The organism is Methylorubrum populi, from assembly GCF_002355515.1.
In the GTDB taxonomy this organism is placed as follows: domain Bacteria; phylum Pseudomonadota; class Alphaproteobacteria; order Rhizobiales; family Beijerinckiaceae; genus Methylobacterium; species Methylobacterium populi_A.
This window is the reverse complement of the sequence record NZ_AP014809.1, coordinates 2,688,315-2,704,146: the sequence shown is the minus strand read 5'-3', so window position 1 is coordinate 2,704,146 and position 15,832 is coordinate 2,688,315. Positions and strand designations below refer to the sequence as shown.

11 protein-coding genes are annotated in these 15,832 nt (G+C 69.9%); 5 read left to right on the top strand and 6 right to left on the bottom strand.

The window, feature by feature from the left end; genetic code table 11:
* Positions 1 to 191: 191 nt before the first annotated feature.
* Positions 192 to 992: a SapC family protein gene (locus tag MPPM_RS12465; protein ID WP_096485343.1), complete on the bottom strand. Its 801-nt coding sequence runs from the start codon at positions 990 to 992 to the stop codon at positions 192 to 194.
* An 868-nt stretch (positions 993 to 1,860) separates the two neighbouring features.
* Between MPPM_RS12465 and MPPM_RS12460 the strand changes: the two genes are divergently transcribed.
* Complete coding sequence (locus MPPM_RS12460) at positions 1,861 to 2,865, top strand: helix-turn-helix domain-containing protein (protein WP_244573547.1); 1,005 nt, start codon at positions 1,861 to 1,863, stop codon at positions 2,863 to 2,865.
* Positions 2,866 to 2,922: 57 nt separating this feature from the next.
* Here MPPM_RS12460 and MPPM_RS12455 read toward each other — a convergent pair whose 3' ends face one another.
* From MPPM_RS12455 to MPPM_RS12435, 5 genes are all read right to left on the bottom strand, one after another.
* Positions 2,923 to 3,855, bottom strand: a complete 933-nt coding sequence (locus tag MPPM_RS12455; protein ID WP_096485341.1) for a radical SAM protein — start codon at positions 3,853 to 3,855, stop codon at positions 2,923 to 2,925.
* A 107-nt stretch (positions 3,856 to 3,962) separates the two neighbouring features.
* A complete protein-coding gene (locus MPPM_RS12450) occupies positions 3,963 to 4,838 on the bottom strand; it encodes a hypothetical protein (RefSeq protein ID WP_096485340.1) in 876 nt (291 codons plus the stop codon).
* Positions 4,835 to 7,216 (bottom strand): tryptophan 7-halogenase, encoded by a 2,382-nt coding sequence (locus tag MPPM_RS12445; protein ID WP_096485339.1) that lies wholly within the window; start codon positions 7,214 to 7,216, stop codon positions 4,835 to 4,837. The genes MPPM_RS12450 and MPPM_RS12445 overlap by 4 nt, the downstream gene beginning before the upstream one ends.
* Before the next feature lie 29 nt (positions 7,217 to 7,245).
* Entirely contained in the window at positions 7,246 to 7,905 is a 660-nt protein-coding gene (locus MPPM_RS12440) for a nucleoside/nucleotide kinase family protein (RefSeq protein ID WP_096485338.1), read from the bottom strand.
* Complete coding sequence (locus MPPM_RS12435) at positions 7,902 to 8,966, bottom strand: methyltransferase (protein ID WP_096485337.1); 1,065 nt, start codon at positions 8,964 to 8,966, stop codon at positions 7,902 to 7,904. Before MPPM_RS12435 ends, MPPM_RS12440 begins: the two co-directional genes overlap by 4 nt.
* 371 nt (positions 8,967 to 9,337) lie before the next feature.
* On the opposite strand from MPPM_RS12435, the gene MPPM_RS12430 reads away from it, so the two are divergent.
* From MPPM_RS12430 to MPPM_RS12415, 4 genes are all read left to right on the top strand, one after another.
* Entirely contained in the window at positions 9,338 to 9,634 is a 297-nt protein-coding gene (locus tag MPPM_RS12430) for a DUF3467 domain-containing protein (protein WP_096485336.1), read from the top strand.
* A 92-nt stretch (positions 9,635 to 9,726) separates the two neighbouring features.
* The gene (locus MPPM_RS12425; protein ID WP_096485335.1) at positions 9,727 to 11,628 is read left to right on the top strand and encodes a GAF domain-containing protein; all 1,902 of its coding nucleotides are present in this window, start codon (positions 9,727 to 9,729) and stop codon (positions 11,626 to 11,628) included.
* A gap of 12 nt (positions 11,629 to 11,640) precedes the next feature.
* The gene (locus MPPM_RS12420) at positions 11,641 to 13,788 is read left to right on the top strand and encodes a PqqD family peptide modification chaperone (protein ID WP_096485334.1); all 2,148 of its coding nucleotides are present in this window, start codon (positions 11,641 to 11,643) and stop codon (positions 13,786 to 13,788) included.
* Complete coding sequence (locus MPPM_RS12415) at positions 13,781 to 15,820, top strand: preprotein translocase subunit SecA (protein ID WP_096485333.1); 2,040 nt, start codon at positions 13,781 to 13,783, stop codon at positions 15,818 to 15,820. Before MPPM_RS12420 ends, MPPM_RS12415 begins: the two co-directional genes overlap by 8 nt.
* The last annotated feature ends 12 nt before the right edge of the window (positions 15,821 to 15,832 follow it).

Below are 15,832 nucleotides of genomic sequence, written 5' to 3'. Positions count from 1 at the left end.
TGCCGCTCTCTCCAAAACTCGGACGTACGCGCCCTTGCCGGACGCGCAACGGACAGCATTGCCCGGCACACGGTGAGGTGGCCGGGAGTGCTACGAGCCGTCATTGAAATCTGGAGCGGCACCCGAGAGGGCGCCGCCCGGTCATGCGCCGCCGCGCCGGCCCGCGCGAGGGACCGGCGCGGGTCCCCGGATCAGGCGTTGCCCGACGTCTCGAAGTCTGCCGGCGAGGACGGAGCCGTCTCCGGCTCCTGAGCGGCATCGACCGGACCGCCGATCCGTTCGGCGATGGGCGTCAGGTTCCGCAGCGAAGCGAGGTGCAAATAGACGAGCTCCATCTCGTCGGCCTGCATCAGCTCGGCGAGCTGCTCAGGCGACAGGGCCTTGAGGCGGTCGCGATTGACCACGCTGAAGCCCGACAGAGTCGAGCGCTGCCCGCTACGCAGCGTGAATTGCGCCTGCATCGGATCGAGCAGGCCGAAATCCTGCAGGCGCTTCACGAACAGCTTGGTGCGCTGGAACTGCACTTGGTAGGCCTGGAGGAAGCCCAGGACGTTCTGCAGGTACTGCGTCCGCTCTCCGTCGACGTCGAACAGGCGCTCGCCGCGGCCCTCGTCGTTGCAGCCGGAGAACTCCTCATCGACGCAGAGCGTGAAGGTGGCGTCGGCATCGTTCGCGTTGTCGCTGGAAAACACGAACGGGTAGCGGCGCAAAAAGGCCGGAACGTAGGTGCCGGCCCATGCGCCGGAGTCGGACACGTAGAGGTTCTCGTTGTCGCGAATCCCGAGCAGCGCGACGGGGATGATCTCGTCTTCCGCACCACCGAAGACGATGGTGTACTCGGCCGCGGCGTTCGAAAACTCGGCCACCATCAGCGGCACGGAATTGACGCTGCGCGCGAACTCGAAGGACGCGCCGGCCTTGACCGACCATGCCCCGTGACGCTGCCGGGTCACCGGCACGGCACGCTCGTAGATGAGAAGCTGCTTACTCATTCCGACCCCACATTGCGGCGCTCGTGCGATTTCCGCATCTTCGCGTCCCGCTGCATATCAGTAGCGCCCACCGTTGCGGAGGGAGAGTTCCATCTTTCTATTGATCCAGCGTCTCAGATCCCAACTCCCGTAGTCCGGCGGCAGCCGAGTTTCGCAGGAACTGATGATCCGAGCGGGGCAATTTCGACCGCAGGGGCGGCGGAAGCAATCATGTTCGATGTCATCGCAAAAATTGTCATTCGGCGATCACCGATTCGACGGGTCACCGGAGCCATCCTCAAGCATCATGATGACTGTCTCTGCAGGGCCGTCAGCGCTGTCGGACTGACCCAACCCGCCTTATAGCCATCGCGACATTGTCACTTCGCGCAGATCGCGAGCCGATTTTCATTTGCCTTACCATCCGAGATAGACTGAAATCATGCGCGGCAGCGTCGAGTTCTGCTTGCCTTCCCGCTTTCTCGACCCGCCGCGCCCGCCTCTCAGTTTCAGAGCCGGATGTTTTTATGCCTGAACGCGCCGCCGGCGACCGATCGAGCCATCTCGAAAGGTTACGGCATGGTCTGGACCTGCACTGCGGGCGGACAGGACCCTTGAAACCGGAGCTGGCGACTTTAGCTTGATCAATGCCGCAACCACGCCACGAAAAAATTTCCGATGCCACCTAACAGACTCAGCGTCCCACAATGATGCGACCGTCTTTGCAGATTCGAAAATATCAGAAGTATTTGTGCTGATTCAGGTCTTATCGTAGCTGTCTTGCAGCACTACCATGCAGACGCAAGATCTGCTTGGTCTTCTTGGACGGCGTCTGCGGACGCCACAACCAAGAGACTTTCGTCGTACTTGTCTGGACACGCACTCACCCGTGACTTCTTTCCAGCGACTTGATTACCTCACGACCGGCCTCCCGCACGCGATGGCAGCCGCGGTCTGGAAAGGCGTTGTCGGCCCGCTGTTCGAACCCCGCGCCTTCCATCCCGATCAGCGCAGTCCGACGGGCTCCGCCAGCGGTGCCGTGATCGGCGACATCATGGTGGCGCGGGTCGTGTTCGGCGCGCAGAGCTATCGCCGCGACCAGGATCTCATCGCCTGCACGCCGGACCACATTCTCTTTCATCTTTACAATGTCGGTGGCTTCAATGGCCGCATCAGCGGCCAGCAGACCACGATCTGGTCGTCGCAGGTGGCGATCATCGACCTCGCCCAGGAGGTCGATACGCTCGCGGCCTCGTCGGACACGATCGCGCTCATCGTGCCGCGGGCCCTGCTGCGGGGCCTTGCCGACAATCCGCTGCCGCCGCGGCTCGATCCGGGTCGCAACCGGCTTCTCGCCGCGCATCTGATCGCGCTGCGCGAACGCAGCACGCTGCTCGAGAAACCGGATGCCGCGGAGGTGCTGACGCAGACGCTGGACTTCCTGCGGGTGCTGCTCGACCCCTCCCGCGCCGAGGAGATCACGGAGATGCCGGCGCTCGCCACCAATCATCTGGCGCTCGCCGAGCAGGCGATCCGCACCCACCTCGCCTCGCCGGACCTGTCGCCGGACATGATCGCCAACGAGATCGGCGTGTCGCGCGCGACCCTCTATCGGATGTTCGCCCCCTACGGCGGCATCATGCGCTCGGTCCAGGAGCGGCGTCTGCTGGCGGTCAGGGCCGCTCTCAGCGACCCGCTGGAGACCCGCCGTCTCTCCCGGCTCGCGACCGATTTCGGATTTCGCGGCAAGGTCCATTTCAGCCGCAGCTTCCGCGCCCAGTTCGGCATCACCGCGAGCGAGTTCCGGGCCGAGCAGGTGGCCCTGGCACAGAAGGAGGCGCGGACCGATCTCGACATCCTCCACGCCTGGTGGCCGCGGCTCGGGAACCGGTAGGGCCCGATCCGGTCCGCGACCCTCGCGCGGGCATCCGGCCCGGCGCGCGGCGACGGCTCAGGCCGGAGCCCGGCTCCAGCTCCGGGACCGGGAGGGGCGCAGCGGGTGCAGCGCGTCGGCTTCGAGCCCGAACTTCTCGATATAGGCCGTGTTGAGGCCCAGGCACTCGCGGGACGCGCAAGCCTCCCGGTGGACGCATTGATAGAAGCCGTTGCGCCCGAACTCCCGCCAGAAATCCGGGTCGATGTGCAGCTCGGGCTGCCCGTTGACGAGCGCATCGCCCAGATCACCGAGTAGGCATTCCGGAAAGTTCTTCACCTCCACGGCCCGTCCGAGCGCGCGGGCGCGCAGCACCGCCTCGCGCAGGTAGGGCAGAACGTCGGCGTGGCGCGCGACGAGACCCTTCTCGTCGCGCTCGGACATCGGAAAGTAGACCCAGAACTCCATCTGGGTCAGTCGCCTGAGATGGGCGAGCCGGTCGACGAGATCGGGCAGCAGCCGGTAGCTCCGCTCCGTGACCACGGTGTTGGTCAGGGTCTCGACCCCCGGCAGGGCATCGAGGGTTTCCAGGCCGCGAAGGGCACGGTCGAACGAGCCCGGCACCAGGGTCAGCGCGTCGTGGCTCGCGGCATCGCTGCCGGCGATGGAGACGAAGAACTCGTCGATTCCGGCCTCGACCAGCCGATGACAGAAGCTCGGCTGAGAGAGATGCATGCCGTGGGTCTGGATGCGGACATGGGCGAAGCCGCTGGCCCGCGCCCTCCGCGCCAGATCGGCCAGGTCGCGCCGCAGGGTGATCTCGGAGCCGGTCAGGATCAGGCCGGTCCAGCGCCGCTCGCGGGCGTTGCGGGCGAGGATCTCCTCGAAATGCGCGTCCGATTCCGGTGCGAGCCGGTCCATTGTGCCCTCGATCATGCAGTGGACGCATTTGAGGTTGCAGCGAAACTCCATCGTCAGGGAGACGTAGGCGGCGTGGTCGTAGCGTCCCATGTCGTCGTCCCGCCCCTCATACGGAATCCCGTCGGATGCTTCGCAACGCGGATTTCGTGCTTCGCTCGCACCGACAGGGTGTCCGCCTCGATCGGGCGGACACCGTATCAGAGGAGCCCGTAATACGCGCTCTTCGTCACCGTCAGCCTGCCGTCGATCACCGCGTAGTCGATCCCGACATCGAACAGCAGGTGCGACAGCCGCCGCCGCTCGCCGCGCACGAAGTCGCGGATCGCGGCCGGATAGGCGAGCCGGTCGAGGAAGGCGATCAGCCCGTCGACGCCCACGCGCGAGAAGTAGACGCCGTCGCACAGGCGCTTGTTGGCCACGACCACCACGCCGCAGCGCATCAGTTCGGGCCACAGGATCGCGTCGAGATCGAGACCGGGTAGGTCGAGATGGGCCGAGCAGGCGGCCTTGGCCCGGATTGCGTCGCGCTCGCGGGCGGCGTCGAAGAAGCTGTAGAGGTTGTCGAAGACGAGGCCCTGCGCGGAGAGCCCGTAGCTGAGGCCGGACGAGACGCTGGTGCCGGGATTGCCGACATAGATGTTGAGGCGGTCGAGGCCCCGCTCGCCCCGCGCCAGGGCGGCGTCGAGGTCGAGCGAGAACATGAAGTAGGGCCGTGCGCCCGCGTAGCGCAGATCGCAGGATGCGAACGGCGCCAGGATCGCCAGCACGCGCTCGACCGAGACGGTGCGGTCGAGCCGGGCGTAGTCGTAGAAGTAGAACTCCCAGGTGGTGACGCCGTCGCGGAGCTTGGCGCCCCAGACGCTGCGGCCAGGCCCGAGGCCGTCGCGCAGCGCGTCGCAGATCGCGACGAGCCGGGGATCCGCTCCCGCGCAGGCCAGCGAGTGCCAGAGCAGGCTCGCCGACCGCAGGCGTCCCGCCGTCGGCCCGACCGGCTCGTAATCCCACAGGCAGTAATCGGCGTAGCGATCGCCGGGGGCGGAGAGTTCGAGCCGTGCGGGGTCGAGGCCGGTCATGCACCCGCCTTGCCGGAATAGACGGTCAGGAAGGGCCGGCCGTCGCGACCGATGCCGCCGGCGACGTGCCCCAGGGTTTCCCCGAGGCGTTCTCCCAGGACAGCCGCCGCGGCCTGTGGCGGAGTGCCGAGATCCACGAAGGCCTGGCCGAGCAGCGGTTCCGCATCGGCCACGCTCAGGCCGCAGGCATAGAGGTTGAGGTCGTAGGACAGGCGCAGTCCCGGCTCTTCGCGGGCTTCCAGATAGTGGACGGCGCCGCGCCCCCTGTCCCGCGCCAGCCTCAGGATCGCATGGGCTGTGTCGCGTACGGGCGTGCCGGCCGCGCCCCACGCGCCGGCGATCCGGGTCAGCCGCGCCCCGATCTCCTCGGGACCGCGCACCCGTGGCCAGTGATAGAGCGTGACGACGGGCGGATGGGTCGCCTCGGGCCTCCACTTGTAGGCGCGGTGGACCAGCATCGGCTCCGCCCCCGCCGCGTCCACGCCGCTCCAGGCCGCATCGGTGCGCGACGACCATTCGACGTAGAGCTTGTAGAGCGTGCCGGACGCTCCGCCCTCGTATCCGAGATGGAGGATGTCGGCATCCTCGATCAGGCCGGCGGCCTCGGCGCGCTCGCGCTCCGGCAGCCCGAGCCTGGCGGCGAGTTCGTCGAGCGTCCTTCCCGGCGTCAGTCCGAGGCTGATACGGTGCAGGCTGATCAGGAAGCGCTCGGTCTGCAACCCCGCCGGGGATGCCTTGACCGAGCGCTCGTAGCCGAAAGGCTGGCCGAGGCCGGCGACGAGATCGGCAAGACGCGCGCCCTCCGGAGTCCCGCGCAGGCTCGCCGGGCCGGCCGACGCCACGGCCGGGCGCAGGGCGGGCGCGGCAACGGGTGCCGGACCGTGCAACGCTTCGATCAGACGGTCATGCGGCGCCATGGCCTGCGCGATCCGGACCGATTGCGCGCGGATGCTCGCGAGCAGTCTCGCGATCTCGCGGCCATCGCTGACATCGACCGGCGCGAAGGGCCGCCGCGGCAGGAAGTCGGCTCCAGAGAACAGAAGGTAATGGTCGCCCTCGCCGAACAATGCCTCCCCGCTCGGTTCGACATGGCCCGCCAACTCGTAGAGGTCGAGGCGATCGGCGAGCCGGTCGGGAAGCGGCGCGGCGCGGGCCGCCGCCCAGAACCGTTCCGGCCGGCGGCCGAGGACGTAATGCGCGGCCACCGCCTCGACCGCATCGTCCTGGGCGCGGTTCAGCCGCGCGATGTAGGCGCTGCGGAGCACGTCGCTCCCCTCACCCTGCCGGGGCAGATAGGCGAGGAACGCCTCGAGTCCGGCCAGGACGAGATCAAGATCGAAGCCGACGAGCGGTTCGACGGCTCCGGCAGCGGCGCCGAGGGCGACGACGTTGCGCTGCCACGGCGATGCGCGGCGACCGTATCGCAGCTGCGACTGCGTGACGTCCGCCCCGCCCGCGAAGGCGCGTTGCAGCACCTCCGCCGCCGCATCCGGCAGCGTGGTCCGGCTGTCGTGGACGAAGATATGCTCGGTGCGGTCGGCCAGGGGCAGCGACGCCGTCCACCCCTCCGCCCGGCCGCGGTAGGCGGTAAAGGGCGGCGCCTCGGCCGACCGCGGCAGGGACAGGCGGGTCAGGCGGTCGCCAGGGCCATTGCCGGCGACCCAGGCCTCGCCGAGCGCGGTGCCGATGAGCTGCGAAGTTGCGCCCGTGCAGTCGAGGAAGATGTCGCCCTCGACCGTCCGCCCGTCGTCGAGGACGAGCGCGGCGACGTCGCCGTAGAGGTCGCGCTCGATCTCGCGAACGCGCCCGGCCACCACGCGCACGCCCTCGGCGAGCGCCAGTTCGCGCAGGAAACGGACGAGACCGGCCCGGTCGAGGTGATAGCCGTAATCGCCGGACTCGCTCAGAGACGACCGGCCCGTCTCCGGGCGGGGACCGTGTCCGGCGGCGGCCATCAGCGCCTGGGGCGCGTAATCCGCATAGCTGCCGGCCTCCTCTTCAGGGCCGGATTCGCGAAGCTTCATCCAGTAGTGGAACAGGTCGCGGCCGGCGATCCTCGGGCCGCAGGCGCCGAAGGGGTGCCAGTGCCCCTGGCCTTCGGCGAACCAGTCGTCGTAGCGGCTGGCCAGCCGGTAGGTCGCCGCGCAGCGGCGCATGAAGATCGCTTCGTCGATGTCGAAGGCGCCGAGGAAGCGGGTGAAGGACGGACGCGTCGCCAGGGCGACGCGCGCTCCCGCGGCCGGGGCCGCCGCGACGAGGGTCACCGTCCAGCCGGCTCGGCGCAGGACGCGCTTCAGATAGAAGGCCGCCATCCAGCCGGCGGGACCGCCGCCGGCGACGACCAGGCGCGGTGGCGCGGAGCGTTCGGACCTGAACATCGGGTTGTCGGCTCCGCGAGCGGCGCGCCTCACGCCGTCGGCGTCGAGGCGGCCGTGAGGATGGGTTCAAGTTTGGACTGAATGGCGGACTGGATGGCGTCGAGATGCTCGGTGAGCGTGCCGGCTCCGAGGATCTGGTCGGCCGCCGGCCGGATCCGCTCGCGCTGCAGCGCGTAGGTCGGATGAAGCAGGGTGTCGTAGCGGCCGAGATAGGCATCCAGCGCGGCGAGGAATCCGGGGGCCGCAGAGGGGTCGCGCCGCGCCTCCTCGGTGAAGCTGCGCAGCTTACGCGCCAGCGCGACGTCGAGCGGCAGGTCGAGCCAGACCAGATGGTCGATCTGCGCTCCCGTTCCGGGATGGGCCCTGCCGAGCAGGGTGTCGAGAACGATCGCGGCACGCGGCCCGCGCCGCGGCAGGCGCAGCGTTCCTCCGCGCTCCCGGTCCGGCACCGGCTCGCCGCGCCGCAGCCGCGCCAGATCCTCGGCGAGGCCCGGCACGGGCACCGCATCGAGGGGAGCGCCGTCCGCGAGCCACGCCGCCACCCGCTCCGGCGGCCAGCCGGTGACGGTCTCATAGGCGTCGTAGGACAGCACGGGGGCGCCGCCGAGACGCGCCGACAGGGCATGGGACAGGGTGGTTTTTCCACTGCCGGGCGGTCCGGACACTGCGAGAACGAAGGGCGTGCTCACGGCGCACCGTCGGGCTTGCGCGCCTCGATCAGGTGGAACGGCGTCTCCAGCGCGATGGTACGGACGCGGCCATCGACGAAGCCGAGGGCCTCCAGCGTCTCGGCATAGAAGCCGGCGTCACGGAAGAAGGGCTGGAATACGAGGTCGGCCGATTGGACGTATCCGAGCGCGCGCGCGCGCAGCGGCACCGGCGCCCGCTCGTAGATCACGAGGCGGCCGCCCGGCATCAGGGCCCGGGTCGCGCGCTCGAGCAGGGCGCGCGCCTCGATCGCCGGCCAGTCGTGCAGCACCGATTTGAAGGTGATGAGGTCGTGGCCCTCGGGCAGGGGATCGCGCCGCATGTCGCCGGGGCGGAACGCGACGCGGGTGCCTTCCGGGCGCCCCGCGAGATTGTCGCGGCCGAGCGCGCAGACCACGGGCAGGTCGAGCACCGTCGCGGTCAGGGACGGGACGCGGCGGCAGGCCTGCGCGGCGAACTCGCCGCTGTTGCCGCCGAGATCGAGCAGATGCCGGTGGCGGCCGGGCTCGATCCGGTCGAGGCAGGGACCGGCCTCATAGCGGGTGAGACAGGTGGTGTAGGCGACCCAGCGCCGGGTGGCGTCGAGGTTCTCGGGCGTGATCGCGAAGCAGCGGTCGTAGCGGAACAGCTCGAAGGTGCGCGAAGCGGCCATGAAGGCCGGCAGATCGGCGACGAAGGCGGAGAAATGCCGGCGCAGATCCTCCGACGCGGCGGCGGCGAAGGCGAGCTTCGCCTCGATGAGATCGCGGCAGGGCAGCACGGCGCGGAACGCCTCGCTCAGAGCGATCCGGCCAGGTGCGGGCTCGGCCGCGATGCCGGCGCCGATGAGAAGGCCGGTCAGGCAGGCATATTGCGGTGGGTCGAGGCGAAACTCGTCGGCGAGTCCCGCCGCCGCGGCCTCCGAACGGCGGGCCAGACGATCGATCAGACCGGATGCAAGGGCGAAAGTGAGAGCGTGCGCGGCGGCCTCGCTCTCGAGGAACCGGTCGACGAAGGGAAAATCCGGCCCTGGCGTCTCCGTCGCCGATGGTGCGTGCCGCATCCCCGGCATCAGCGTGGGGCCGGAAGGACGCAGCGAAGCATCGCCCGATTACAGCTCGGGCTCGAAGGAATCCTTGAATTGAGACGCTGGATCAACGCAATCTTCTTCGTGGCCATTGTCGGCGCCACATTCCATTCGTGATCGAATCGCACAAACCGTGCAATAGCTCCTATCGCCCTGTGTGCCATAAATGCAAGGCGACTTGGTTTCGCCCGGTTCGCAAGGCAAGCCGCCGTTCATTGGCGGCTTTATTCGTGCAATGTCTTGACGAGGACTTGGGTCGTGCGATCCGCTCCGGCATCGGCCCGGCGGCGCGGTCGACCGGTCCGGAGTGACGTCGCGCGGCGATGCGCGCAGATGAGGGAACAGTCGTGAGCGAGAGCAGCAAGCCCGGTGCCGCCGATCAGGTGCGTGCGATCGAGTGGCGTGAGGACGGTATGTCGACGCAGTTCGCCAACGTCGTGAACGTGCAGGGCACCCGCGAGCAGGTGGATCTGTTCTTCGGCACCAACCGGACCTGGAATCTCGCCTCGACCGAGAACGTGGTGGTCGATCTCTCCAACCGCGTGATCCTCACCCCGCTCGCGGCCAAGCGCCTCCATTCCGTCCTCGGCGGCGTCCTGGCCGAGTATGAGAACCGGCACGGGCGCCTCGACCTCGACGCCTGATCAGCACGCCCCGCCGCCGCGCGTCACGGCGCGGCGTCGAGGCCCTTCCACAGCAAGACCCTGAGCGCCGTCAGTCAAGGAATCCGGGGCCCATGAGCGAGCGTTTGGCGGCGGAAGGCGCGTCCGCGGCGGTTTCGTCCGCAGCGGGCCCGGCCGCGCGCCTCTCCCTGCTGGAGCCGGCCCTGTGGCAGGTGCTCCGGACATCGCAGACGCTTCAGGCGGCGGCGGAAGCGTGGCTCACGCTGCAGGCGCCGATGCTCGGCGCGCCGCGGGCCTGCGTCCTGCTTCCGGGCACGTCGGTCGGGCTCGCCCCGCTCGCCGTGTTCCCGGCCCAGTCCGAGTGCGAGGCCGGCCTGCGCGAGACCGCCGAGGCCGCCCTGCGCGAGAACCGGCCGGTGGTCCAGGCGATGGCCGCGGACGGGCCGCTCCCCGGCGCGCTCCCGCAGGGGTCGGGCGCCTGGATCGCGCTGCCGCTGGCGCTCGACGACGCCTGCTTTGCCGTCACCGCCTTCGCTCTCGACAGCCTCGACAAGGACGAGCTGCGCGCCGCGATCCGTCAGGTGCAGTGGGGCAGCGCGTGGCTCGTCGCCAAGCAAGCCGAGCTGATCGGGCGGGGCGAGCGCCGGACACTGGCGCGCTCGCGCTCCGTGCTCGACCTGCTCGCCGGGGTGTTGGAACAGTCGCGCTTCTCCGCGGCCTGCACCGCCGCGGTGACGGACCTCGCCATCGCCTTCTCCTGCCAGCGGGCGGCCATCGGCTTCGTGCGGCGCGGAAGCGCCCGGATCGCGGCGATCTCGCACTCGGCCCAGTTCGGCCGCGAGATGAACCTCGTGCGCCGCCTCGGCGCCTGCATGAACGAGGCGATCGACCAGCGCAGCCTGATCCTGTTTCCGCCGCCCGAGAACGAGGCCACCGTCACGACGGCGCATGCCGATCTCGCGCGCCTGCAATATGGCGGCCGGGTCCTGACCGTGCCGATGCTCGTTGACGACCGCTTCGTCGGTGCCATCACCCTGGAGCGCCCCGCCGACCAGCCGTTCAGCCTGGAGACGGTCGAGCAGGTCAGCGCCTGCGCCGCAGCCATCGGTCCCGTGCTGGAGGACAAGCGGCAGAACGACCGCTGGCTCGCCCTCAAGGCGGCCGACGCGGTGATGAACGGCGCGCGCCTGGTCTTCGGTCCGAACCGAACCGGGCTCAAGCTCGGGCTGGCCGCCGCGCTGGCCGCTATCCTGGCGCTCTCGGTAATCGAGACCGATTACCGCGTGACCGCCGATGCCCGCGTCGAAGGTCTCGTCCGCCGCTCCGTCGTCGCCTCCTACGACGGCTACCTGAAGACCGCCGGGCACCGCGCCGGCGACACCGTGCGCAAGGGCGACCTCCTCGCCGCCCTGGAGGATCGGGACCTCGCCCTGGAGCGCCTGCGCTGGGTCACCGAGCGCCAGCAGCGCACCTACGAGTACGACAAGGCGCTGGCCACGCGGCAGCCCGCCACGATCAACGTGGTCAAGAGCCAGATCGATCAGGCCGATGCGCAGATCCGCCTGCTCGACGAGCAGATCGCGCGCTCGAAATTCACCGCGCCCTTCGACGGGCTGATCGTCTCCGGTGATCTCTCGCAATCCATCGGCGGCGCCATCAGCCGTGGGCAGGTGCTGTTCGAGATCGCGCCACTCGACAGCTACCGCGTCGTGCTCAGCGTCGACGAGCGCGTCATCGCCGACCTGCACGAGGGACAGAGCGGGCACATGCTCGCCACCTCGCTGCCCGATCAGCCCCAGGCGCTGACGATCCAGACCATCACTCCCGTGGCCGAGGCCAGGAACGGCCGCAACCTGTTCCGCGTCGAGGGCCGGATCGCGGACGGCGCCACACGGCTGCGGCCGGGCATGGAAGGCATCGCCAAGGTCGATGTCGACCGGCGTCTGCTCGCCTGGATCTGGGCCCGGCCGATCGTCGACTGGGTGCGCCTCGCCTTCTGGCACTGGTGGCCGTGAGGGGATCGCGGCATGTCCCAGTCCCTGTTCAGCCAGTCGTGGTACCGGGTCGCGGCCTTGCGCCCGCGGCTGCGCCGCCACGCCGAGATCCACCGGCAGAGCTTTCGCGGCGAGGTCTGGTACGTTCTGCAGGATCACCAGACCGGGCGCTTCCACCGCCTGTCGCCCACCGCCAACCTGATCCTCTGCATGATGGACGGGCGCCGCACCCTGCAGGAGGTGTGGGAGGCCGCCGCCCGCCGCAACGAGGACGACCCGCCGACCCAGGACGACACGATCCGCCTGATCTCGCAGCTCCACGGCTCGGACCTGCTCCAGGGCGACCTGCCGCCGGATCTCGCTGAACTCGCCGAACGCTCGGAATCGACCGCGCGCCGCACGCTGATCGCCCGGGTCAAGAACCCCCTGGCGCTCCGCTTCCCGCTGTTCGACCCCGATCCGCTGCTCGACCGGCTCGCGCCGTTCTTCCGGCCGATCTTCTCGGTCTGGGGGCTCGCAGTCTGGCTCGCCGTCGTAATCGCCGGTCTCGTCGTGGCCGCCCTGCACGCGGGCGAGTTGACGGGCGACGTCGCGGGCCAGATGCTCTCGGCGCAGAACGTCGCGCTGATGATGTGCCTCTACCCCGTCATCAAGGCGCTGCACGAGGCCGGGCATGCCTGCGCCGCCAAGGCCTGGGGCGGCGAGGTGCACGAGGTCGGCATCATGCTGCTCGTGCTGTTCCCGGCGCCCTACGTCGATGCCTCGGCCTCCGCCGCCTTCCCCAGCAAGTGGCAGCGGATGATGGTGGCGGCCGCCGGCATCTTCGTCGAGCTGTTCCTGGCCGGCATGGCCGCCATCGTCTGGGCCACGGCCGAGCCGGGCCTCGTTCGGGCGGCGGCCTTCAACGTGATGGTGATCGGCAGCGTGTCGACGCTGCTGTTCAACGGCAACCCGCTGCTGCGCTTCGACGGCTACTACATCTTCGCCGACCTGATCGAGATTCCCAATCTCGGCTCGCGCGCCAACCGCTACGTCTTCTACTTGGTCGAGCGCTACCTCCTGAAGATCGAGGACGCGAAGAGTCCCGTGACCGCAGCGGACGAGCGGCCCTGGCTCCTCGTCTACGCGGTGGCCGCCTTCGTCTACCGGACCATCGTCTCGATCGGCATCGCGGCCTTCATCGCCACCCAGTATTTCGTCTTCGGCGTGTTGCTGGCCGGGCTCGCCCTGTTCGGCACCATCGTCGCGCCCCTGGTGAAGGGGCTGAAATTCGTCCTGACCGATCCGAAGCTGCATCGGCGCCGGGGCCGGGCCATCACGCTGACGAGCGCCGCCACGGGGGCGGCCCTCGCGCTTCTGTTCGTGGTCCCCCTGCCCTACACCACGATGGCGCAGGGCGTCGTCTGGGCGCCCGACGACACCCAGATCCGCACCCGGACCGACGGCATTCTCACGGCGCTGCTGGTGGAGCCCGGTCACGACGCGCAGGCCGGCGAGCCCCTGGCGACGCTGGAGGATCCGAGCCTCGACAGCCGCGTCGCGGTGCTGGAGGCGCAGCTCGTCGAACTACGCCTGCGCTACGACGCCGCCCGGCTCGGCGACCGGGTCCAGGCGCAGATCCTTCAGGAGCAGATCGCCAGCACGCAGGAGATCCTGCGGGTCTACCGCGAGCGGCAAGCCGGACTCATCGTGCGGGCGAGCCAGGCCGGGCGGCTGATCGTGCCGGGCGCCGTCGATCTGCCGGGACGCTATCTGCGCCGGGGCGAACGCATCGGCTACGTGCTCACCGCCGACGATCCCGTCGTGCGGGTGGTGGTGCCGCAGACCGACGTGGACCTGATCCGCAGCCGGACGCAGGGCGTCGCCGCCCGTCTGGCGGAAAAGCCCGAGCAGGTTCTCTCCGGCGCGATCCTGCGTGAGGTGCCGGGGGCGCAGCAGGAGATCCCGAGCCTGGCTCTCGCGACGCAGGGCGGCGGCACCATCGCGGTCGACGCCAGCAACCCGCAGAAGCCGGTGGCGCTCCAGAGTATCTTCGTCTTCGACGTCCAGCTCGCCGGCGGCCTTCCCTTCAACGTACTCGGCGAGCGGGTCTACGTGCGATTCGATCACGGGGCGGAGCCGATCGCGTGGCGGGCGCTGCGCAGCCTGCGTCAGGTCTTCCTGAGCCAGTTCCGTGTCTGACCGCCTCGCCCTTCCCGCCGGCTCGCTCGCCCCCGGGCCCGCCTTCCGCCTGCCGGCGGCGCGGGCCTATTCGGAGCGCAAGCCGCTCAAGGCGAGCCGCCTCGATCAGGCCGCGGCGCGGATCATCGGGCTTCTCCAGCTGGGTCTTACCGGCTGGGCCAGCCGCCGCTACGCGCACATCGCCCGCAACGCCCTGGCGCGGGCCGAGGCTGTTGCGGCTTTGTCCGACGAGGCGCTGCAGAGCCGGATCCAGGCGGTCACGGCGGCTCTGCGCGCCCAGAAGAAGTTTCGCGACGCCGACATCACGGAGGCCTTCACCCTGATCCGCGAGATGTCGGGGCGGGTGAAGGGGCAGCGCCATTACGGCGTGCAGATGATGGGCGCCGCCGCCCTCCTCGACGGGCGCATCGCCCAGATGGCGACCGGCGAGGGCAAGACACTCACGGCGACGCTCGCCGCGGGCGCGGCGGCGCTGGCGGGCCTGCCCGTCCACGTCGTCACGGTCAACGACTACCTCGCCGAGCGCGACGCCGAGGAGATGCGCCCCCTCTACGCCGCCCTCGGACTCACCGTCGGCGTCATCAAGGAAAAGCAGGAGCAGCCGGAGCGGGCCTCGGCCTACGGCTGCAACATCACCTACTGCACCAACAAGGATCTCGCCTTCGACTACCTGCGCGACCGCATCGCCCTGGGTCAGCGCGCGAGCGACGTGCGCCTCAAGCTCGAGAGCATGCACGTCGCCGCGAGCCGGCTCGCCCAGCTCCGCCTGCGCGGCCTGCACTTCGCCATCGTCGACGAGGCCGACAGCGTCTTGATCGACGAGGCCCGCACGCCGCTCATCATCTCGGCCCCCGCCGGCTCGCAGTTCGGCACCGAGGTGCTCGCCCGCGCCATGGAGATCGCCGGCGCGTTGGCGAGCCCGCAGGACTACCTGATCGAGGCGGCCGAGCACCGGATCGTCCTGACCGATTCCGGCCGCGAGCGGATCGCCGCGCTCGCCGCGGGCGACGGGCGCGGCGAGGCCTCCGCGTGGCGCGGGCGCGTCACCCGCGAAGGGCTGGTGCGGCAGGCCCTCTCGGCCCTGCACCTGTTCCACCGCGACGAGCACTACATCCTGCGCGAGGGCAAAGTGGTGATCGTCGACGCCAATACCGGCCGGGTGATGCCGGACCGGAGCTGGAGCGACGGCCTGCACCAGATGGTCGAGCACAAGGAGGGCTGCGAGCTCTCCGGCGCCCGCTCGACGCTGGCGCGCATGACCTATCAACGCTTCTTCCGGCGCTATCCCCGCCTCTCCGGCATGACCGGTACGACGCGCGGCGTCGCCGCCGAGTTCTGGACGGTCTACCGGCTGCCGGTGGCGCGCATCCCGACCCACCGCCCGGTGCAGCGACGCCACCTTCCCGACGAGGTGCTTCCCGACGAGGCGGCGAAGTGGCGCCGCGTCACCGAACGCATCGCCGAACTGCACGCGCGCGGCTGCCCGGTTCTGGTGGGCACCCGCTCGGTGGCGGCCTCCGCGCGCGCCAGTGCCCATCTCTCGGAGGCCGGGCTGCCGCACACGGTACTCTCCGCGGCCCAGGACGGGGAAGAGGCGGCCATCGTCGCCGAGGCCGGGCAGCGGGGCCGCATCACGGTGGCGACGAACATGGCCGGGCGCGGCACCGACATCAAACTCGGCCCCGGCATCGCTGAACTCGGCGGCCTGCACGTCATCATGGTGGAGCGCCAGGACGCCCGGCGCATCGACGACCAGCTCGCCGGCCGCAGCGGGCGGCAGGGCGAGCCGGGCTGCTTCCAGGCGATCCTCTCCCTCGACGACCCGCTGATGGAGAGCGGGCTCGTCGGGCGCGGGCCCGCCCGCCGCATCATGGCGCTGCTCGGCCCCGCGCGCGGCCGGGCCTTCGGCGCGCGCCTGCTGCGCCATGCCCAGATGCGCACCGAACGGCTGCACGGACGCATGCGCGCCGACCTGCTGCATTCCGACCAGATGCAGGACCGGATCCTGGCCTTCGCCGGCCACGCAGAATGAGGATGTTTTCGC

What these genes read in the sequence shown, in the direction of transcription:
- MPPM_RS12465 (WP_096485343.1), bottom strand. Translation starts at nt 992, where the DNA reads ATGAGTAAGCAGCTTCTCATCTACGAGCGTGCCGTGCCGGTGACCCGG.
- MPPM_RS12455 (WP_096485341.1), bottom strand. Translation starts at nt 3,855, where the DNA reads ATGGGACGCTACGACCACGCCGCCTACGTCTCCCTGACGATGGAGTTT.
- MPPM_RS12450 (WP_096485340.1), bottom strand. Translation starts at nt 4,838, where the DNA reads ATGACCGGCCTCGACCCCGCACGGCTCGAACTCTCCGCCCCCGGCGAT.
- MPPM_RS12445 (WP_096485339.1), bottom strand. Translation starts at nt 7,216, where the DNA reads ATGTTCAGGTCCGAACGCTCCGCGCCACCGCGCCTGGTCGTCGCCGGC.
- MPPM_RS12435 (WP_096485337.1), bottom strand. Translation starts at nt 8,966, where the DNA reads ATGCGGCACGCACCATCGGCGACGGAGACGCCAGGGCCGGATTTTCCC.
- MPPM_RS12425 (WP_096485335.1), top strand. Translation starts at nt 9,727, where the DNA reads ATGAGCGAGCGTTTGGCGGCGGAAGGCGCGTCCGCGGCGGTTTCGTCC.
- MPPM_RS12420 (WP_096485334.1), top strand. Translation starts at nt 11,641, where the DNA reads ATGTCCCAGTCCCTGTTCAGCCAGTCGTGGTACCGGGTCGCGGCCTTG.